Below are 22,320 nucleotides of genomic sequence, written 5' to 3'. Positions count from 1 at the left end.
AGCGACCTCACCAGCGTGTGCCGAGAACGAAGTCACCACTCGGCCCGATGAACCTGATGTTCAGCGTGGTGCCGTACTTCCTGACGTAGTACTCGCCGTTCCACGTGCCCCGGCCATCACTCCCCACCCGCAGGTTCGTGCCGGTGTCGAAGCGCCCCGCTTCCGAGGTGTGGTTGAAGATCACGTTGTAGGTACCGGGCTTGAACCCGGCCACCGAGAACGCCACGCAGGGCTGGCCGCTCGGACCCGAGCATCCCGCCTTCTCCCAGACCCGGGTGAGCTCGCGCGGAGCGTCGACCGTGGTCGCGCGGACGGGACCGGTGATCTCCGAGCCCGTCACGGTTGTGGCCCGGACCCGGAGCCCGTGGGTGGTCGAGTAGTTGAACGTCTGGCTGTGGACCTCGCGCCCGTCGGGGTTCTTCCACGGACCACCGTCGACGGAGACATCGACATTGACCGGTCGGCCGTTGTTCGTGATGTTCCAACGCCACGTGATCGTCCGGCCCGAGACCGACGCGCGCAGGTTCGACGGGGCGATCGTCGGACCGTAGGGCTGGACCTGGTTGCTGGTGGCCTCGGCCGACTGGGTGCCGCCGCTGTTGACGGTCCGCACCTTGATGGTCAGCGGGTTGATCCCCATGTTCGGCAACGTGAACGTCTTCGTCGTGCCGGGGGCGCACCCGCAGTCGACGACACCGTTCTTGCCGCCGCCGCGCCAGAGGATCTTGTCGAACCCGCCGGCGCGGGGTTTGCCCATCTGCACGTTGACGACGACGGACTTGTCGGCCCGCGGCGTCGACGCCCGGACGGACGGAGTCGTCGGAACACCCACCGACGTGTAGGTCCACGGCGTCCCCTTCGCCGACTCCTTGTCGGCGCCGTTCGTCGCGGTGACCGTGAAGCCGTAGCGCCGCCCGTCATACGGGATCGTCGTCGCGAAGGTCCGGGTCTGCGCACCGACCCGGCCGATCTGCGTCCACGCGCCACCACCGACGTTGCGGTAGATCGTGTACGCCTTCAGCGGCGGGCCGTTGGGGTTGGTCTGCTGGTTCCACGTGAGCTTGATCGACTCGGAGTCGTAGGCCGCACCCGCACCGCGCGTGGCACCGCTGATGCCCGTGACCGGAGGCGGCGTGCCCGCGGACTGCATCTGCACGGCCGGACCGAAGGGACCCGCACCGGCCTTGTTCCAGGCCTGGACCGCCACGGAGTAGGGCGTGTTGTTGTTCAGACCGCTCGCGGTCGCCGACGTCGCCCCACCCGCGACCTGGACCGTGCGCGGCGACGAGCCCGACGCGGTCGGGATGAGCCGCACGACGTACTTCGTGATCGGCGAGCCCTTGTTCGGGGCGGGGGACCACGCGATGTTCAGGGTGCCGTCCCCGCGGCTGACCATCCGGACACCCGAGGTCGCCTCCGGCTTGGTGTCCGGCTGGACGACGTTGCTCGGGCCGCCGGGCGGACTGTCGCCGACGGGGTTCGTCGCGACGACGGTGAAGGTGTAGTCCTTGCCGTTGGTGAGGCCGGTGATGGTGCACGGGGACGAGCTGCACTGCTGCGAGTCACCCGCCCAACGCACGGTGTAGCGCGAGATGGGCAGACCGCCGTCATACGTCGGCGCCGACCACGAGACGCGGGCCTGGCCACCGGCGATGCGGTCCGCGATGGCGCTGACGTTCTGCGGAGCCGCGGGCTTGCCGCGCAGCGTCACGGTGACGCGTCCGGGCGCGCTCCGCTCCGGACCGTCGGAGACGACGAGCGAGATCGTCGCGATCGGGGACGGCTGCGACGTCGCCCGCAACGTCAGGGTGCAGCCGCTGCGCGAGACCTCGATGCCGCTGCCGCTCTCGAGCGCCGCCGCCTGGATCGAGCAGGCCGGCTTCGCCAGCGGCGAGTCGAGGTAGCGGCTCACGTCGACGGTCGTCGACTCGCCCTCGTTGAGCCCGTCGACCGAGATCGGGCGGACCCGTGGCGGACCGAAAGAAGCGTTGGCGTCGGAGAGCCCGGCACCGACGATCCCCCCGTCCCCGAGACCGAGGACGCGCACCGGGAACTTCACGGACGGCATACCGGGCGAGCTGACGGTGACCGAACCGGTGCCGGACGGCGCCCGCTCCCCCGCGCTCAGGGTGACGAGACGACCCCCTGCCTCGGCCTGCTCGAGGTCCGCGCCCTGCGGCTGCGGCTCCCACGTCGCCTCGAACCGGACGTCGTCGAGGTTCATGCCGATGGGCAGCCAGGCGCGACAGTACGTCGGGATGTCGACCTCGCGCGCGCGCCCGCCGGCGTTGAGGACGAGGGGGGCGCTCGGGCAGCGCAGCAGCGGCACCTTGGGTCCGATCTGCACCGGCACCGAGACGTATGCCGTCCGCACGTCCTTGTCGTCGTTCGACTCCTGGTCGCTGACCTCGAGCATGAGGGCGCCGGGGCCGATGTAGCCGTTCTTCGATGTCAGCGTGACGCGGTTCGCGCCGTCGGCCTGGGCCTCAAGGGACGCGCTCGGTGACGACGACACCGTCGCGGCCGCGGTGATGCCGACGACCTTGCCCCGCGGTGACTTCACGTAGTCGGCGATGTCGACGGTCTTGGTCGAGTCCTTGTCCATCTCGACGAGCGCACCCTCGACGACGAACGGGGACCCGTTGTCGCCGGCCGGGACATAGATCAGTGCGAGGGCCCGGGCGTCGTCCTCGTCCTCGATGACATACGGGACCGTCTGCGGGTAGTCGGTGAGGGTGACCCGGATCTTGCCGTTCTCGACCTTGCCCTGCGGGGAGAGCACCTCGGCGACCTTGAGGGTCGTCGGGTCCGAGTCGATGTCGGTGTCGTTCTCGAGGACGTCGACGAGGGCCGTGGTCTCCCCCGGGGTCACCTTGGCGACGTCGTCCTGCGCGATCGGCGGGTTGACGTAGCCCGGGACGCCGCGGACGAGAACCGTCGTGCGCGACGGGTCGAAGATGCCGTTGTCGATGCCGTAGCCGAACTCGTGGGTCGGTGCCGTCGGCTCGGGAACGACGGTGGAGATCGTGTTGTCGTCCTCGTCGACCTGCCACTGCCGCTTCACGGCGTCGCTGTTGAGGTCCTCCCACTCCAGCCGAACCGAGTCGTTCCGGGCGATGAGGTCGTTGCGCAGGACGTGCGCCCGGACGCGCTTGCCGGGGGCGGCGACGATCTCGTCCTCCACGGCCACCGGGGGCTGCGGGTCGCCGGGCTGGACGACGCCGACACGCACGAACGCCTGGCTCGTCGCGCCGAACCGGTCCTGCACCTCGTAGCGGATGAGGTCGGTGCCCGCGGCGTTCGGGTAGGCCTCGTAGCGGATCGTCGCCGGACCGATCGCGACGACGCGACCGTAGGTGAGCTCGAGGGCGTCGGCCTCCGCACCGACGATGCCGCGCATCGTCACTGTGTCGCCGTCGGGGTCCACTCCGGTCGACGGGATGGTCAGGGTGACGGACTCGCCCGCGGTGACCGAGCCCGAGAAGCTGCGGGCGATCGGCGCCTGGTTCGGTGACGTCGTCGTGGGCAGCGGGGTGACGGTGACCGTGACGCGACCGGTCTTCGCCTGCTCGGGTGCGCCCTCGGCATACGCCGCGTACTCGATGACGACGTCCTTGGGTGCGGTGAGCCCGGTGAACTCCGGGACGTAGCGGACGAGGTTGCCGGAGGCGAAGGCGCGCTGCTCGCCGCCGCCGATGACCTTGACGCTGCCGGGGTCGAGGACGAGCGGGATGCCGTCGGCCATGGTGTCGTTGTCGAGGACCGGGATGGAGACGCTGTCGGCCTCGCGCACCGTGACCTTGTCGTCCTCGACCGTCGGCGCCGTCCCCTGCAGCGGCGGCCGCTGCACGACGTTGATGCGCCCGGTCGTGCGCTTCGTGCCGTCACTGATCGTGTACTCGACCGTGCCCTGCCGACTGCCCGTGCCGCTGACCGGCGACGGCTCGAGGGCCTCAATGCGGACCCAGCGGCCCTGGTAGACGGTCGGGCGCAGCCAGCGGTTGTCACCGGCCGCGGTGGCGCTCTGGGTGACGACGACGTCGGCGCGCGGGCTGTAGTCGTTGGCGAGGACGTCGACCATCGTCGGGGACTGGTCGCGCAGCGTCGCACCGTCGGGCACGGCGACCGGCGGCGCCTCCGGGTCGGCGGGCTCGACGACGTCGACGCGGATCCGACCGGGAGCGACGGTCCCACCGGACTGCGCGGCATACGACAGCTCCGTCGAACCCAGCCCGGTGGGCGTCACGGTGACGACACCGGTGGTGAGGTTCGTGTCGACGTCGAGCGCGCCGGACGGGACGACCTCGCCCGCGAGGCGCAGCTTGGCGTCGGGGTCACCGGGGTCGGCCCCGGGCACGTCGTTGCCGAGCGGCTCGAGCTGGACCGGCTTGCCGAGCACGGCACGGACGACGTCCGGCTGGGTCTTCGGCGGGACGGCCTTGGGGTCGGTGAGGTCGAGGACGGTGAGGTCGACCTCGCCCTTGGTCGTGAGGCGCCCGTCGTTGACGCCGTAGGCGACGGTGGCCGGACCGGGCTTCGCGGCCGCGGTGATCCCGACACGGCCCTGTCCGTCGATGACGGTGCTCGGGTCGACGGCCTCGACGCTGAGCGGGTCGCTCTCGCCGTCGCGCCAGTCACCGAGGACGGAGGCGGCCACCCGCCCGCCGGCGACGACGGGGTAGGTCGTGCGGGCGAGCTGGGCCTGGCCCTCACGCAGCTTCGGTGGGGTGTTGACCTCGTCGCCGACGACGGTGAGGACGATCTTGGCCGAGCCCTTCTGCTTCGCCTTGCCGTTGCTCACCTTGTAGGAGAACGTGATCGTGCTCGCTCTCGGGTTCTGGGGGATCGCGACGTCGACGCTCTGGCCGTCGCTGGAGACGGTGGCCGTGACATCCTGCGCGCTCGGTGGGGTGAGGTCCTTGGGGTCGATGGCGAGGATGGAGCCCTTGGCATCGGTGTCGTTGTCGAGCGGATGGATCTTGTTCGTCCGGCCGGCCCGCACCCGCAGGTTGTCGGGCATCGCCTTGGGCGGCTGGCTCACCTGCTGGTCGTCGACGACGTTCTCGTCCTTCTTGTCGTTGTCGTCGTCCTTCTTCGTCGGCGGGATGAGCGCGTCCCAGTTGTCGATCTTCTGCTTCGTCGAGTCGAGGTCCCAGACGTCGCCGGTGTCGAGCTGGTTGAGGACGATGTTGCCGCGGTTGACCCGGAAGGCGACGCCGTCGCGGACGACACCCTTGCCACCGCCGGCGAGGGTGCCCGCCGCGACCGGGTTGGCGCGGCCGCAGTTCGCGCCGTAGAAGACGTTGCCCGTCTCGGACCACGCGGCGTGCAGGCAGCCCCGCAACACGACGGGACGCGCGACGAGCGGCGGCTCGACCGAGCGGTTCGCCTGCTCCTGGACCTCGACACCACCCTGGCCCTCGCCGCTGCCGTCGAGCTGAACCGGTCGCGCGGCGACGCGGTTGGCGATGACGACCGAGCTCGCCTTGGGTCCCGGCTGCTGCAGTGCCGCGTATGCCGGTCCGTCACCGAGCGCTGCCCCCGCGCTGATCGGCTCGTCCCGGCCCTCGATGGTGAGCTCGTCCTTGGTCGGGTCGTAAAGGACCCACGTGTCGCCGACCGCGGTGACGTCGAGGCTGGGGGCCCGGACCTTCGTCGTGACGGTGACCGGCTTGGCGAGGTCGTCGCCGGCGGCCGCGATGGTGACGACGCGGCCGGTCGCGCCGGAGGCGGCGACGACGGTGCCGCGCTCGTCGACGGCGATCGCGGCGTTGCCGCCGATCGTCGCGAGCGGCTTGGCCGTCGTGCTCACGTCGGTGAGCGAGTCGATGCCCTTCTTGACGTCGACGCGCTGCGCCCAGACCTTGCCGGTCTTGGGGTCGACCGCCGCGATGGTGCCGCCACGCATGTCCACCGTCGCCGGGGTGAACTGGCCGTCGACGGAGACCGGAGCGGGAGCCGCGGCGCCGGAGTCCTGAGCCGTCGACGTCCGCACGTCGATCGGCATGAGGGTGTTGCCGGTGGCCACCCCGACGACGGCCGCACCGTCCTGGAGGACGTCGAGCTTGGACCCGGTCGCGAGCGCCGTGGAGACACCGGCGTCGAGCTGGCGCGCTTGGGTGTTGAGTCGGCCGTATTTGGCCTGCGCGCTCGAGGAGACCCAGACGCCACCGTCGCCGACGTCGGCCTCGTGGACGGTCGTCCCCTCACTGGTGACCGCGGCATACAGCAGCATCGATGCGGTGACCGCGAGCACGCCGACGGAGGCGACCCCACGTCGCCCACGCGGCATACGCGTCGCTCGTCCTGCTCGTGTCATGTCTCTCTGGTTCTCCTGGCTCACATGACCACGCCCATCGGGCTGGTCATCCCCGCGGTCAAGGATCGCACAGGGCGCTGACCTGCGGGAATGGGGAGAGCTCCCCGCCTCACTGCCACCGTGCTACCAGTTCGTCCAGTCCGAGGTGGCGCTCTGGCCGCCCACGGTTGCGGTGATCCGGACGCGCCCGACGCCGCCCTTGGCGAAGATGCACCAGCCCTGGACCGTTCCCGTGCCCGAGCTGGTGAACGCCTTGGGGCCGACGTTGCCGGCGCCCTCGGACTGGCACAGGTAGGTGCCGTTGCCCGTGGGGAAGTTGGCGTAGTCGAAGTAGACCCGCGGGCAGCCCGGCGAGTACCCGCACTCACCGATGCCTCCGTCGTAGTCGACGTAGTACGGCCCATACCTGACGTTGGTCACCTGCGGCGCCGGCGGTGGGCCGGTGCGACGGGTCATCGTGAGCACCGGCGAGGCTCCCGCGGCCGAGTAGGCGGTGATGCGGATGGTGACGTCCTGGTTGTAGTTGGCGGCGGTGACCGACGTGGAGGTGATGGGTGAGCCGTTGTAGGACCTGGCGCCCGAGATGACGACCTTGGTGATGGGGCGGCCGTTGGTGGGCAGGGTCCAGCGGAACGTGACGGTCTTGCCGCTCGTCGAGCCGCCGTTCGGCTCCGGGCGGGGCGTCGGGCCGTACGGGGAGACACCCACCCCGTTGGAGGGCTGCGACGACATCGTGCCGTTGTACGTCGTGACCGTGATGGTCTGCTGTCCGAGCGGCAGCGCCGACGTCGTGAAGGTCCGGGTGCCGCCGGCCGGGCACGTCGATGCCGAGCAGGGGATGACCCCGCTGCGCCCGGAGGAGGAGCGCCATGTCAGCGAGGTGAACGCCCCGGAGCGCGGCTGGCCGAGGCTCACGGTCACCGTGGCCTCGTAGTCGGACTTGGGTGTCGTGGCGCTCGTGATCCGAGGCGTCGAGGGCTGTCCGACGGACGTGAACGACTGCGGCGTCGAGGGGGCACCCTCGAGGTCGGCGCCGTTGGTCGCCGAGACGGTGTACTCATAGCGCTTGCCGTCGTAGCTCACCTGGTCGGTGGTGCGGGTCGTTCCCGCGGCGACGGTCCGCAGGACCTGCCACGCCCCGCCGTTGACGCGCTTGCGGACGGTGTAGTGCTTGAGCGGCGGGCCGTTGGGGCTCGTGGTGTTCCACGTGAGGGTGAGCGAGGCGAGGTCGGCGTTGGGGCCAGGCCCGCTCGGGGTGAGCTTGAGGCCCGTCGGCGCCGGTGGCTTGCCGGCGGACTGCATCGTCGCGGCCGTCCCGAAGGGTCCGGGCCCGGCCTCGTTGTAGGCCTGCGCGGCGACGGAGTACTGGCTCATGTTGTCGAGGCCGCTGACCGTCGTCGTCGTCGCAGGAGCGGCCACCTCGACGAGGCGCGGGCTGCCGCCACCGGTGGGGACGAGGCGGACGACGTACTTGCTCACCGCCGAGCCCTTGTTCTCCGGCGGCGACCACCTGATCGTCAACGACCCGTCGCCGCGGCCGGCCATGGTCACCCCACCGACCGGCCCCGGCTTGGTGTCGGGTCGGGCGGCATTGCTGGGACCACCGGGGTCGCCCTCGCCGACGAGGTTGGTCGCCGTGACGGTGAAGAAGTAGTCCTTGCCGTTGGTCAGACCGGCGATGGTGCACGGGGAGGCGGAGCAGTCCTGGCTGCCCGTGGAGCCGCCGGTCCACTTCACGGTGTAGGTGCGGATCGGTGCACCGCCGTCGTAGGCCGGGGCGGTCCAGGAGACGCGTGCTCGGCCGCCGGCGTCCCGATCGGCCTGTGCCGCAACGGCGGTCGGCGCACCGGGGCGCCCCAGCATGGTCACCGCAACCGCGCCGACGGCTTGTCGGTTGGGTCCGTCGCTGACGTTGACCGAGATGCGACCGCTCGGACCCGGCTTCGCCCCGGCGGTGACGGTGAGGACGCAGCCGCTGCGTGAGACCTGGAGGCCCTGCCCGCTGGTGACGGCTGCCGCGACGATCGTGCACTCGGGGTTCTCGAGGGGCGAGTCGAGGTAGGAGCGCACGTCCAGCTGCTGGCTGTCGCCCTCCTTGAGCCCGTTGATCGTCATGGGTCGCAGTCGCGGCGGGGGCATGCTCGTCGCCGGATCGGTGGCCGTCTGCTGCTCGGTCGGGGCGCCGACGACCGTGACGTTGATGGCTGCGGTGACGTCGGACCCGCGAACCCCGACCCGGAGCACACCCTTGCCGGACCGGGCGCCGGAACCTGCGCTGAGAGTCACGAGCCGCTGTCCGGTGCCGCTGCGCTCGGTGCGCAGGTCGGCGGGCTCGCTCTGCCACTGCGAGGTGAACTCGACGTCGTCCATGGACAGGCCCACGGGCAGCCAGGCCCGACACAGTGACGGGATGTCGAGCTCGCGCGGGTTGCCACCCGCGAGGATCGTCACCGCGGTGCTCGGGCAGCGCAGCAGCGCCACCTTGGGCCCGACCTGCACCGGCACCGAGACGTATGCCGTGTTGACGTCCTTCTGGTCCTCGCTCTGCTGGTCGGAGACCTCGAACATCACCGAGGCCGGTCCGACATAGGCACCCGAGGACGTGAGCGTGAGCTGGCCCCCCTCCGCGGTCAACGACAGGTTGGCCGAGGGCGCGGTCGAGATCGTCTCGGGCGAGGTGACCCCGAGGACCCGGGACTGGGGGGACTTCACATAGTCGGAGAGCGCGACGGTCTTCGTGGCGTCCTTGTCCATCTCGATGAGCGCGCCCTCGACGACGAACGGTGTCCCTCCGTCGCCCCGCGGGACATAGATCACCGCCATGGCCCGGGCGCCGTCCTCGTCCTCGATGACGTAGGGGACGGTCTGCGGCTGCTCGGTGATCGTGACGCGAACCTTGCCGCTCTCGACCGTGGCGTTCGGGGAGAGGACCTCGACGATCTTCAGGGTGCTCGGGTCGGAGTCGATGTCGGTGTCGTTGGCGAGGACGTCCACCACCGTCGAGGTCTCCCCCGGTTTCGGCTTGGCGACGTCATCAGTGGCTGTCGGTGGGTTGATGAAGTCCTTCTGCCCGCGCACGAGCAGGCTGGCGCGTGAGGGGTCGAACACCCCGTTGCTGATGCCGTACACGAAGTCGTGCACGGGGGCACCCTCGTCGGGAACCTTCGTCGAGACCGTCTGTTGCTCCTCGTCGACCTTCCACGCAGTGAGGTCCTCGCCCGGGTTGGACTCCTTCCACAGCAGCTCCACCGAGTCACCGCGGGCGATGAGGTCGTTGGCCGTGACCGGCACCGAGACGGTCTTGCCCGGGGCGGCGGTGACGGTGTCGTCGACCGCGACCGGCGGCTGCGGGTCACCCGGTGCCACCACCCCGACCCGGACGAACGCCCGGCTCACGCCGCCGAACCTGTCGACCACCTCGTACGGGATGACCTCGGTGCCCGAAGCGGTCGGGAAGGACTCGTAGCGGATCGTCGAGGGGCCCGTAGAGACGACCCGACCGAACTTGAGGTCGAGGGCGCCGTCCTGGGCCCCGACGATGCCGGTCACACCGACCGTGTCACCGTCGGGGTCGACGCCACTCGTCGGCACCGTGATCGTGAGCGGGTCACCGGCCGTCACCGACGAGCTGAAGCTGCGCGCCACCGGCACCTGGTTCGGTCGGGCCGTCGTCGGCAGCGGGGTGACCCGCACGGAGATGCGACCGGTCTGAGCCCGCTCGGGCATCCCCTCGGGGTACGCGGCGTACTCGATCGTGACGGTGGCCTCGGCGGTGAGTCCGCGCTGCCACGGGACGAACCGGACGACGTTGCCGGAGGCGAAGGCGGTCTGCTGGGCCCCGTCACCGAGGACCTTGACCGACTTCGGGTCGATGGAGAGCGGTATGCCGTCGGCCATGGTGTCGTTGTCGAGCACGGGCACCGCGACGGTGTCGCCCTCGCGCACCACGGCGGAGTCGTCCTCGACGACAGGGTTCTGCTCCTGCGTCGGCTTCTGGGTCACGGTCACCTGACCCGTGGCCGACTTCGACCCGTCCGAGACGGTGTAGCGGATCGTGCCCGACCTCGTGCCGTTGGCCGCCGACCCCGCGGGTTCGAGCGCCACCAGCCGCACCCACCTGCCCTGGTAGATCGACGCCTGGAGCCACGAGTCCTCACTGGTCGCGCCACCGGCAGCCTGGGTGACGAGGACGTCCGCCCGCGGGCTGTAGTCGTTGGCCAGCACGTCGACGAGGGTCGGCGACTGGTCCCGCAGCGTCGCGGTGTCGCCCACCGCGACGGGTAGCGCCTCCGGGTCGGCCGCCTCGATGACGTCGACCCGGATCCGACCCGGCGCGACGCCACCGCCGACCTGCGCGGCATACGACAGCTCGAAGGACCCGGGCGCAGACGGCGTCACGGTGACCACGCCGGTGTCGAGGTTGGTGTCGGTCGTGAGGGAGCCGGTCGCGCGTACGTCACCGGCGAGACGCATCTCAGCCGAGGGGTCGCTCGGGTCGGCGCCGGCGATGTCGTTGCCGAGCGGCTCGATCTGCAGCGGCTTGCCGACGACGCCACGGATGACGTCCGGCTGGGTGACCGGCGGACGCGGGCGCGTCTCGGTCAACGCGATGACCTCGACGGGCACCGAACCCTTGGTGCGCCCGCCGCGACCGTCGTCGGCGACGTACTCGACCGCACCCTTGCCGGGCTCCGGCGGAGCCAGGTACGACAGGCGTCCCTGTCCATCGATGCTGAGGCCCTCACCGTCGACCGTCGCGATGACCGGGTCGGACTCCGGGTCACGCCAGTCCGCCGCGACCGGCACCGAGATGCGCTTGCCCGCGAGGACCGGGTATGCCGTCTTCGCGAGCTTGGCCTGTCCGGGCCGGAGGAACGGGGCGTTGTTGGTGGCGTCGTCGACGATGCTCACCTTGACGGTGGCGCGGGTCTTGGACTTCACCGTGCCGTTGCCGACGCGGTAGGTGAACTGGAAGGGCGCCGTGGTGCCGGCAGGCACGTTGACATCCACACTCTGGCCGTCGGCCGCAACGGAGACGCGCACATCGGGGTTCGACGGGGCGCTCACGTCGGCCGGGTCGATGGCGAGGACGGAGCCGGCCGCGTCGGTGTCGTTGTCGAGGACATGCAGCTTGCTCGTGCGTCCGGCGCGGACCCGCAGGTCGTCGGGCTTGGCCTCCGGCGGCTGCTGCTGGACCGCGTCGTCGACGAGGTTCTTGTCCTTCTTCTTGTTGTCGTCGTCGCGCTGCGGCGGCGGGATGAGCGCATCCCAGTTGTCGATCTTCTGCTTGTCCTGCAGCAGGTCCCACGCACTGCCGTTGTCGAGGTCGTTGAGCACGATCACGCCACGGTTCACGCGGAAGGCCACACCATCGCGCAGCGGGGTCTCGCTGACGTTCTCGATCGTGCCCGTCGGCACCGGCTGCTGGCGTCCACAGTTGGCGCCGTAGAACACCTTGCCCGGCTCGGACCATGCACCGTGCACACAACCCCGGAGCACCACCGGCCTCGCCGGCAGCGGGACGCCGCCGCTGCGACCCACACGTTCGGAGATCTCGATCCCGCCCTGGCCGACTCCGCCTTCCAGGGGCACCATCCGGAGACCGTTGCCTCCGGCGACCGCCACGGAACCGGATGCCGGTCCGGGAGCCTGCAGGACGGCATACGCACGCTCACCCTCGGTCGCCGCGAAACCCGCGGCGGCACCGTCGGTGTTGCCTGCGCTGTGCACGGTGTCGCGCTCGGGGTTGTAGACCACCCAGTCCCCGCCGACGGCTGTGACCTGCAGGAGCGTGCCCTTGGCACCACTGTCCACCGTGATCGGCTTGGCGAACTTCTCCCCCACGGGACGAATCGTCGTGACCGTGCCCTTCGCGCCCGAGGCGACGTGAACGGCTCCGTCCTCACCGACCGCGAGAACCGCATCCGCACCCACCGTCGCAAGCGGCTTGGCCCCCGTACCGAGCCCGGACAACGAGTCGATGCCCTTGCGAGTGTCGACCCGCTGCGCCCACACCTTGCCCGACTTCGGGTCCACCGCCGCCAACGTGCCACCCCGCAGACCCACGAACGTCGGCACCACCCGACCAGGAGCCCGCTCCGGCACCGCCGGCGCCGTCGCCGTCTCCTCACGCAGCTGCGCCGTCCGCACATCGATCGGCTGCAGCTGAGCCGTCGCCTTCGACCACGCCACCACCGCACTGCCATCCTGCAGCACGTCGATCCCCGACCCCGGAGCCACATCCGCGGCCACACCCGCGTCCAGCTGAGACACGGCCTTGTTCAGCCGACCGAACTTCGCCTGCACATCCGAGGTGATCCACACCCCACCATCCCCGACATCGGCCTCGTGAACCGTCGCACCCTGCGACGACACCGCGGCATACACCAACGACGCCGCCGCGACGGCGACGACGGTCGCCGACGCGATGCGGCCCCGGCGCCGGTCGGCGCGGGTGCGCCGACTCCCGCCGCTACCGGCGGCGCCACGTCCCCCCGGAAGTCTCACGCGGAGGCACCGCCCGTGGCCTTGGTCCGGCGCAGCGCGGGCAGCGACGGGAGGCGGCGAGCCGCCGTCCGCGTCCGCGGGTCGCGTTCGAAGAACGGGCGCAGGCTGAGGTCGGAGCGCAGGCGGCGCCAGCGGGAGGTGTGACCGCGCAGCTCGCGGCGAACCCCGTCGGCCTCCTCGAGCAGACCCACCGCGACCTCGGGCTCCGGGTCACCCGGGCCGAAGACGGCGGCGTTCGCGCCTGCCGCGATGGGGGCGGCCGTGACCCCCTCGGGGAAGGCCGCGGCCTGCTCGAGCCGGGTCGCGCCCCGCGGGACGGCGACACCGAGGCTACGGGCGTCGCTCACGAGGTCGCGCCACACCCACGCCGCGCGCGCCGGCGTCGGACCGGTCGTCGCGTGCTTGCGGCGACGACGCGCCTTGAGCCAGCGGATGAGCGCCCAGATCCCGACGGCGAGCAGGATCGGCAGGAGGATGCCGAGGACGAGGATCTTGAGCCAGAGCGGCCAGGCACCGATGTCGAGCGGGTTGCGCTTCTTCTTCTTGATGTCCGTGGCGTTCTGGGCCTGGTCGGGACCTTGGAGCACCGACGGCGGGTTGACACCGGCGGGCGGCGGCACCTGGGCGCCGACCTTCTGCTCCTCCGACTTGAGCTGCTGCTCGTTGGGCTTCTTGTTGCGGTCGGGCAGGAACGTCGACGGCAGCAGGGCGTGCCACGTGCCGTTGTCCTGCTGCACCTCGACCCAGGCGTGCACGTCCTTGCCCTTGACGACGCCGCCGGCCTCGGGGATGGCGCCCATGACGACCCGGCTCGGGATGCCGAGGCGGTTGCCGACGAGGGCGAGGGTCGCGGCGTACTGCTCGTCGTTGCCCGCGAGCTGGGTCGAGCCGACGAAGCGGCTGAGTCGGCCGAGGCTGTGACCGGGCAGGTAGACCTTCTCGTAGGAGTTCGCCGTCCCACCGTCGGTGTAGGCACCCTCGGAGCTCATGGTCTTCGCGACGGCGACGAGCTTCTGCCAGGCGCCGCTCTCCTGACCGGTCCAGGCGTCGAGCTTGCTGTCGAGGAAGCTCGTGTCCTGCGAGATCTGGCCGCCGCTCGCGACGTCGAGCTCGGCGGGGAGCTTCGTCGAGTACTCCCCCGTGAGCACGGTGTCGAAGGTGTAGCTGTCACCCGGGCCGATCGACGCCGGGACCGCGGCGGTCTCGGTCGCGGTGTTGAGCCACAACGCGTCGGCGAGGTCGTCACTGCGTGCGCCGGTGAAGCTGATACCGGTCGTCGACCCGGCGAGCGGGAGCCACACCCCGTCGTAGCCGCCCTCCGGAACGGTCACGGTCACGGTCGCGCTCTCACCCGTGGCACGCGGCGCGATGCGCGACCCGACCTGCTGGAACGGCGTGCCGTCCATGGCCCGGTCGGCGGCACCCCAGACGAGGCCGTCGTAGCTGTCGAGGGTCGCGAACCGCACGGGAGTGCCGTCGGGCAGGCCGGAGACCGAGAGGATCTCCTTGTCGTAGAGCTCGGCGGCGTTCGGCTCGGTGTACTCCCGGAACCCCGACAACGGGCTGGTGAACTGGGCGACGTCGTAGGGCGGCGTGAGCTCGCTGCGGACGACCGCCCGCGCAGCCCCCTCGTCGGTCCCCGGCAGGAACGGTCCGAGGAAGGTTCCGGCCACCGCGGCGACGGCGAGGAGCGCGACCCCGGTGACGGTGCGGGCCTGCCGGCCGGCGCCGTTCTGGAGCGCAGCGCGCGTGCGAGCCGAGCGGGCCACGAGCCACAGGATGAGGACGAGCGCGAAGACGACACCCTGGACGAGCTTGGCCGCCGGCTGCTGGGTGCCGAGGGCGATGCTGCCGGCGAGCAGGACCACCGGGGCGATCGCCGCGGCACTGACGCTGCGGAACCGCCGGGCCACGCCGTAGGTCAGCGCCGAGCCGACCAGTCCCGTGACCCACGGCAGGGCCACGAGTGGACCGCGGGCATCGACCGGCGGCAGGAGGGTGAGCCACTCCTTCCACCCCGTGACCGGAGCCGTCGCGAGGTCGCGCAGCGTCTGCAGGCTCGGGACGACGCCGCCGATGAGGTCCCCGCGGACGGCGAACGGCCCACCGAGGAGGAAGTGCACGGCGACGAGGACGAGTGCGGTGAGGACGAGCGGCCACGATCGGGCGACGGCGACGTGGGCGACGAGGGTGCCGAGCACGACCCCGGCACCGGCTGCGAGCACCCACTCCCAGCCGATGAAGCCGGTGCGGAAGCCCACGAGCGCGATCCCCACGAGGACGAGCGCGAAGGCGAGGTCGACGAGGGCGTCACGGGACGGCATACCGAACGACGGCATCGACAGGCTCCGCGAGGCCTGCTGCTCCTCGCGCAGCTCGCGACGGCTCTGGGTGGCTTCGCTCATACGAGGGCTCCGGCGAAGAGGACACGGCGCAGGTCGGCGAGCTCGCGCACCGTGAGGATGGTCAGGCCGGCGCCGCGACGGACCCCCACCTGCGCGTCGGGGTCGACGACGAGGGCGACCTTGATGACCTCGACCTCGAACTGGCCGAGGGCGCGCTGGACCTGGATGAACGGGCGGTGCGGGCCGGTGACGAGCACGGCGATGCTCGCGTCGGGGGCCAGGGCCGCTGCGTCACCGGTTGCCGCGAACACGTCGACGGGCTGGACCTCGGTCCGCGAGAACGTGTCGAGGGTGAGTGGCGCGGTCTGCCGCGAGATCTGCTCGGAGCCGACGACGACCGTCGTGTCCTGCTCGTCCATGATGGACCGGACCGCGAGCGACGCCGCGCACGAGATCGCGAGCTCGACCGCCGCATCTTCGCCGGTGTAGACCTCGGGCGAGGTGTCGACGACGACCGCGAGGTGGGAGCGGCGGGTGTCGAGGAACTGCCGGACGAGGAGCCGGCCGTGCTTGGCGCTGGAGCGCCAGTGGATGTAGCGCCGGTCGTCGCCCGGCTGGTACTCGCGCAGCGCGTGGAAGGCGAGGTCGGACATCGAGAGGTCGGGCGTGACCTCACCCTCGAGGTCGCGCAGCAGACCGGCGCCGAGGGGCTCGAGCGACGTCGTCTCGGGGTGGACGAAGAGCTCGGTCTGCTCGGTCCACTCCATGGTGCGGCGGACGAGGCCGAGCGGGTCGCCGTGGACGGTCGTCGCCGGCCCCACCTGGATGACGCCACGACGCTCGGTCGGGACGACGAAGAGCTCCTCGTGCGACTTGCCCGACCCGAGCGAGGGCAGCGTGAACCGGGCGGCGGACCGCCCGACGGGCAGCTCGACGAGGAGCGGCAGCATGCCGCGCCCGGAGAGGTTGCGGACCTCGATGCGACCGGTGGCGGTGTCGCCGACGGTGACGCGCGTCGGGTCGACCTCGGTGCGGATCTCGACCTTGGCGTGCCCGATCGCGAGCGCGACGCAGGCGAGGAACAGCACGAGGCACGCGACCGCGACCATGGCCAGCTCGGTCCATTCGTACCGAGCGGCGAGGAACCACGCGACGAGCCCGAGGACGAAGACGGTCCACCCGAGCGGCGAGACCCAGCCGAGAACCCGCAGCACGGGTCGCCACACCGGCTCGGAACGCTCGGCCAGCGGCTTGATGCGCTCGCCGGTGAGGTCGAGGATGCGCGCGCCGGTGTCGGTGATGGCCGACGGGATCTGCACCCGCGGCAGCGTGATGGTCGGCAGCTCGGGGCGGCGACGCGTCGAGCGTCCGCTCTGTCCGCGCGTGCCGCCCGGCCCGCTCGTCCCGTCCGGTCCGCTCGTTCCGGCGGACCCGATGCCCTGCCCGCCGGCGCGGCGCACCTCCTGGGTGTCCTGCTCCGGCTGGCGCAGGCCGAGCAGGCTGCGCCAGCGCGACCCGCCCGATGCCGTCGACGAGCTGTCCGCCCGGCGGCGCTGGGGTTGGTCCTGCGCCGGCCGGACCTTGAGCGAGGACCGGGAGACGGTCGCCTCGTCCTCGTCGGGCGCGACGGGGACTTGGGCGGGGTGCTGAGTGCGGGGTGGCGCGGAGCTCGGCGTTGCCGGAGGCGTTGCCGGCGTAGGCGGAGGGGTCGCCGGAGGCGTTGCCGGAGGGGTCGCCGAAGCGCGCCGCCCGCCGCCGCGTCGCAGCTGCGAGCGTGACGTCGTCGCGCCCTCGTCGGGCTCCACCGGCTCGGACATCGTCAGGTGCTCAGGCGACGCGCTCGGTCGGCGGGGCGACCTCGCCGAGGATCTGGGTGATGACCTGGTCGACGGTGATGCCGGCGAACTGGGCCTCGGCCGTGACGAGCAGGCGGTGGTTGAGCACCGGCTGGGCGAGCAGCTTGATGTCGTCGGGGATGACGTGGGTGCGGCCCTGGCCGATGGCCCACGTCTTCGCGCAGCGGATGAACGCCAGGCAGCCACGCACCGACAAACCGAGGCGGACGCTGACGTGCCGGCGCGACTCCTCGGCGATGCGCGAGACGTAGTCGAGGATCGCGTCGTCGACATGCACCTCGTCGGCGAGTTCGGCCATGTCGAGGACGACCTGCGAGGTGACGACCGGCTCGAGCGCCTTGGTGCGGTCCCGGGTCTTGGCGTCGCGCAGGACCCGGACGGTCGCGTCATGGTCGGGGTAGCCGAGCGTCGTCTTCATGAGGAAGCGGTCGAGCTGGGCCTCGGGCAGCCGGTAGGTGCCGGCCTGCTCGATGGGGTTCTGCGTCGCGATGACCATGAACGGCTCGCCGACCTCGTGCCGGACACCGTCGACGGTGACGCGGGCCTCCTCCATGACCTCGAGGAGCGCGGACTGCGTCTTGGGCGAGGCGCGGTTGATCTCGTCGGCGAGGACGATCGTCGCGAAGATCGGACCCTGGTGGAACTCGAACTTCTTCGTGTTCGGGTCGTAGATCGTCACGCCGGTGACGTCGGACGGCAGCAGGTCGGGCGTGAACTGGATCCGGCTGTTGGTCCCCTGCACCGTGCTCGACAGTGCTCGCGCGAGCTGGGTCTTGCCCGTGCCCGGGAAGTCCTCGAGGAGCAGGTGCCCCTCGGAGAGCATGCACGTGAGGGCCAGGCGGATGACGTGCTCCTTGCCGAGCACGGCCTTGTCGACGTTGCTCACCATGGCCTCGAAGGTCTTGGTGAACCACGCAGCCTGGTCAGGGGTGACCGTCATGGGGTCGGGGTCCTCTCGTCGCTGGGCGGGGTGAACCCGACGCGGAAGACCCTGCACGGCCCCCGAGCCCAGTCACCCCCCGTGGGTACTGCTGTGGCACAACGCCCGTTCGAGCCATGGACAGGAAAGCGCAGCCGTGCCGCGCCGCATGCTACCCGCTTGCCGGCATTCCGCGATAGCCAGCGCCCACGACCCGGATGGGCCAGTCACCGTATGCCGCTGTGCCGGTCACCGTATGCCGGCCGCGCGCCACGCGTGCCCGCCTCACGCGTCGGGCGCCCCACGCGACCGCCCCACGCGTCGTGCGGGTCAGTGGTCGTCGCCGAGCCCGTCGAGGAGGGCGAGGTCGGCCTCGGTGACCATCCGCGTCGACAGGGCGTGCTCGACGAGCCGCGACTTGCGGTTGCTCGCGAGCTTGCCCGGTCCGCCGTGCAGCCCGCGGATGCCGGCGTCGGCGAGCTTCTGGCAGACGTTGTCGAGCTTGCGGTTGAACTTCGTCGTCGTCCACCCGAGGCGACCGGCCGCCTGGGCCGACGACGGGATCTGGCCCTGGCCGGCATACGAGGTCCGCAGGAAGCTCTCGCAGAGAGCGACGACGAGCAGCTTCTGGTCCGGCGTCATCGACACCCGGCCCACCGTCGTCTCGCCGGGCGAGTCCTCGGGCTCGAGCTCCTTGTCGGTCTCGACGGAGGTGAAGCTCGCGTCGTCGACGGTGATGTCGAAGTCGTAGGTCGTCGGGCCGGCGGTGAACCACACGGTGAAGGACTCGAGCGCGAGCGGGATCCGCGCGCCCGGCGAGAGCCACGCCTGGAAGAGGCCCTTGCGGTCGGCGACCGTCGCGGTGAGCGTCGAGCCGACGTTGGCGAGCCACCACAGCCCGTGCTCGTGGACGACCTGGAGGAAGACCCGGTGCAGGTACGGGTTGTCGTCGATCTCGACGTCGGCGACCCGGCCGATCGTCAGCGGCGCGTCCTCGGGCGCGCGGAACTCCTCACCGCAGAACTCCACCGTCACGGCCATCGCGTCATGCTCCCCTCACTGCGTCACTGTCACTGCGGCTGTGTTCCTGGACGGGCTGTGTCCGTGTGCGGCGGGCTACCCCGTCACGCACTTGATCGCAGAGTATGCCGAGGTCGAGCCCGCAGCGCGCGCCACGGCCACCTGCGCGCACACCGTCTGCCCGGGCTTGGCACTGACCTGGTGGGGCATCTCGCGCACCGTCGTGACCTCGGCCTCTGCCACGGCGGCCTCGCTCGCGGCGATGCGCATTCGGTAGAAGTCGCCCTTGCGCACGCCGGCGTACTGCCAGGTGAACGCGACCCCGCCCGCGACCGGCCGACCGTCGATGAGCGGCTGCTCGGGGATGTCGACGACCGGACCGCCGCCACCGCCGGGCGTGACACTGGCGCTGGGGGCGTTGGTCGACGCCTCGGTCGGGGCGTCGTCGCCGCGGAAACCGATCGCCCAGACGAGAGCCCCGACGAGGGCGAGCACGAGGACGCCGATGGCCCCGAGCAGCGCGCCGCCGCTGATGGTCGTCGGCTGCGGCCCGTCGTCGGCGGGAGCCTCGCTGGCCGGCGCGCTCGCCCGGTTCGGCAGGTGCGTCTGCGCCGACGCGACTGCGGGCGCCCGCACGCTCGTGCGGTCGGGGTCCTCCTGCTCCGGCGACGGCGCCGGGGTGTCGGCGACCGTCGTGTGCCCGGACTCGTCGAGGACGACGATCGGCGTGCGCGCGAACCGCTGCTCCTGCTCGATCGCCTGGAGTCCGCGCGCGAACTCGAGCGCGGTCTGCGGACGGGCGTCGGGCTTCTTCGACATCGCGTGGCCGAGGAGCCGCTCGAGGCTGAGCGGGACGTCGGCGCGGCCGGTGTGCGGCACCGGCGTCGCGCGGATCCGGGGCATGAGCGCGTATGCCGAGTTGTCGCCTCCCGGCTGCTCGAACGGCGAGCGCCCGACGAGCAGGTGCCACAGGGTCGCGGCGAGGGAGTAGACGTCACTGCGGGCGTCGCCGTTGCTCTGTCCGTAGAGCACCTCCGGCGGGGACCACGGCACCGAGACGCCGACGTCCTCGTCGTGCTCGTCCTGGCTGGTGCCGCGGCCGGCGATGCCGAAGTCGGTGAGACCGGGTGCGCCGTACTGGCTGACGAGGACGTTCGCCGGCTTGATGTCGCGGTGGATGATGCCCGCCCGGTGCGCGGTCTCGACGGCGCTCGCGAGCTGGATGCCGGTGCGCAGCACCTCCTCGACGCCGAGCCGGTCCCGCTTCGCCCGGGTGGCGAGGTTGGGCGGCGGGTAGTACTTCATGACGAGGTAGGCGCCGCCGTCGGGCAGCTGCTCGCTGCGGAAGACCTGCACGATGTAGGGGTGGTCCGCGAGCTGGGCCATGGTGTTGGCCTCCTCGACGAACTGCCTGCGGATCGCCGGTGTCAGGCCCTCACGCTTGAGCACCTTGACCGCCACCGGCATCCGCGGCGACTGCTGCTCGTAGAGGAAGACGTCGGCATACCCACCGGAACCGAGCGGCTGTCGGTAGACGAGCCCGGGGATCTCCGGTGCCGGACCGGGAGCGCTCCGGCTCACTCGGCCACCTCGTAGGTGAGCGACACCTCGTCGGCGAGGGTGAGGACCGCGCCGGGCTCGATGCCGAAGTCCTCGGTCGGGCGCAGCCGGACCGGCTCCTGACCGGGGAGGGTGACCGTCGTCCCGTTCGTCGAGCCGAGGTCGCGCACGAGCACGTGCCAGCCCTCGAGGATGACCTCGGCGTGGTTGCGGGAGATGTCGTTCTCGGCCGAGGCGAGACGCACGAGGTGGGGCCGGCTGCTCGGCGGCAGGTCGGAGTTCACCTTCGGGGAGCGGCCGAGCAGGATGCCGCGGTCGAGGGGCACGAGCCCGCCCGTCGAGACTCGGAGGACGCCGAGCTGGGGGCGCGGCGTCTGGAACGGCTGCTGGGTCGGGATGTCGCGGCCACACACGCGGCACACGCTCGCGTGCGGGGACGAGTGGTGCCCGGCCGGGCAGATGACGGCGAGGACGATCGGGCTGTCCGGCGGCCCGTCGTTCGCGGGCAGGCCCATCGAGCCACGGTCCATCGTCACGTCCGCCGGCGGCATCGGTGGCGGTTGCGGCGGCGAGGTCGTGTCGACCGGGCTGGGCGCGGGCGCGTCCGGCTCGCCCATCGGCGACGGCCCGGTCATGCCCCAGTTGTCCGGCCCGGTGGGGCCGTCGCGGGGGTCGGGAGCCGGTTCGGGGTCCGGCTGCGCCGGTTCGTCCTCGTATGCCGCGGGCGCGCCTCCCGGGGGCGGCGGCGGTGGCGGGACGGCCGGGGCAGCGGCCGGCGCGGCCTCGCGCTCGGGCTCGGGTGCCCGGTCGGACTCGTCGGGTCCGGCGCCGTCTTCCGGCAGGGTGCGCCAGGGCACGCTGTCGATGAGCGTCTTCTTCTCCGGCTTCGGGGCCGGTTCGGGGGCGACGCGCTCCGCGGGAGCGGCGCCGGCGTACTCCTCCGACGGCGGGAGCGTCAGGTCGGCCGGCGGCACCGGCGGGGCCTGCGGCGGCTGCTGCGCGGCGTCGTCGGCCGCGCGCTGGTCGGCCGGGGCGGCGTCGCGCTCGGCCTCGGGCGCGCGGTCGGCCGGCGCCTCCGTGACCGTCTCGGGCTCTCGCGCCTCCGGCTCAGGTTCGGGCTGCGGCTCGGGCTCGCGCTCGCGGACCTCCGGCTGCGGCTCAGGGTCGTGGACATCCCGCTCGGGCTCGGGCTGGACCTCGTCGGCCACGTCCGCGTGGGCCATGTCCTCCTCGTCCGAGGGAGGCCATTCGGCCACGGACTCCGGCTCCGGCTGCGGGTCCGGTTCAGGCTGCGGGTCCGGCTCCACCGGTGTCCTGGCGAGCCGGACGCCGTCATCGACGCCGCTATCGGCCGCAGCAATACCGGCGGCACCGGCAGCGCCAGCCCCAGCACCGGCGGCAGCGGCACCCCGAGCGAGCCGCGACGGGCGGCGCCAGCCGCCCTTCGCACCCGAGGTCAGCTCCACGGAGGCGGCGTCGACATCGATGTCGCGCCACGGCATACGGCCGTCGGCGGACACCTCGGCGCCGTCGGCGCGCACGACGGCGGACCCGGCGACGACGACGCGCACCTGCTCCCCCGATGCGTCGACGACCGCGAACTCGGGCAGCGACCCGAGCCCGTCCCGCGTGAGCACGGCGAGCACCGCCGGGACGCCGTCCGCGAGCGCGGTCTCGAGCTCGCCGGCCAGGTCCTCGGGGCCGCGCACGAGAAGGTGCCGGTCCCCGGCGGAGAGCGAGACCCAGCCCCTCGCGGGCTGGGTCGTGACCTCGGTGCTGCTCACGGTTCGGTCC

The 22,320-nt window shown here is 71.8% G+C and carries 8 protein-coding genes; all 8 read right to left on the bottom strand.

Features of this window, described 5'->3' with window-relative positions; translation table 11 throughout:
- Positions 1-7: 7 nt before the first annotated feature.
- The 8 genes from BCF74_RS08245 to BCF74_RS08210 all read right to left on the bottom strand — a co-directional run bounded on the left by BCF74_RS08245 (position 8) and on the right by BCF74_RS08210 (position 22,310).
- Positions 8-6,319: an Ig-like domain-containing protein gene (locus BCF74_RS08245; protein WP_245889272.1), complete on the bottom strand. Its 6,312-nt coding sequence runs from the start codon at positions 6,317-6,319 to the stop codon at positions 8-10.
- A 123-nt stretch (positions 6,320-6,442) separates the two neighbouring features.
- Positions 6,443-12,826, bottom strand: a complete 6,384-nt coding sequence (locus BCF74_RS08240; RefSeq protein WP_245889271.1) for an Ig-like domain-containing protein — start codon at positions 12,824-12,826, stop codon at positions 6,443-6,445.
- The gene (locus BCF74_RS08235) at positions 12,823-15,231 is read right to left on the bottom strand and encodes a transglutaminase-like domain-containing protein (RefSeq protein WP_106297477.1); all 2,409 of its coding nucleotides are present in this window, start codon (positions 15,229-15,231) and stop codon (positions 12,823-12,825) included. Before BCF74_RS08235 ends, BCF74_RS08240 begins: the two co-directional genes overlap by 4 nt.
- Positions 15,228-16,988, bottom strand: coding sequence for a DUF58 domain-containing protein (locus BCF74_RS08230; RefSeq protein WP_106297476.1), 1,761 nt, complete (start codon positions 16,986-16,988; stop codon positions 15,228-15,230). The genes BCF74_RS08235 and BCF74_RS08230 overlap by 4 nt, the downstream gene beginning before the upstream one ends.
- Before the next feature lie 10 nt (positions 16,989-16,998).
- Positions 16,999-17,967: an AAA family ATPase gene (locus BCF74_RS08225; protein WP_106297475.1), complete on the bottom strand. Its 969-nt coding sequence runs from the start codon at positions 17,965-17,967 to the stop codon at positions 16,999-17,001.
- 309 nt (positions 17,968-18,276) lie between these two features.
- The gene (locus tag BCF74_RS08220) at positions 18,277-18,987 is read right to left on the bottom strand and encodes an FHA domain-containing protein (protein ID WP_106297474.1); all 711 of its coding nucleotides are present in this window, start codon (positions 18,985-18,987) and stop codon (positions 18,277-18,279) included.
- Positions 18,988-19,062: 75 nt separating this feature from the next.
- A complete protein-coding gene (locus BCF74_RS08215; protein ID WP_106297473.1) occupies positions 19,063-20,547 on the bottom strand; it encodes a serine/threonine-protein kinase in 1,485 nt (494 codons plus the stop codon).
- Positions 20,544-22,310, bottom strand: coding sequence for an FHA domain-containing protein (locus BCF74_RS08210; RefSeq protein WP_106297472.1), 1,767 nt, complete (start codon positions 22,308-22,310; stop codon positions 20,544-20,546). The genes BCF74_RS08215 and BCF74_RS08210 overlap by 4 nt, the downstream gene beginning before the upstream one ends.
- Between the last annotated feature and the right edge of the window lie 10 nt (positions 22,311-22,320).

The sequence above is a fragment of the Knoellia remsis genome, assembly GCF_003002895.1.
GTDB lineage: Bacteria > Actinomycetota > Actinomycetes > Actinomycetales > Dermatophilaceae > Knoellia > Knoellia remsis.
Note: the sequence above shows the minus strand (reverse complement) of the source record. Positions and strands in the feature narration are given on the sequence as shown.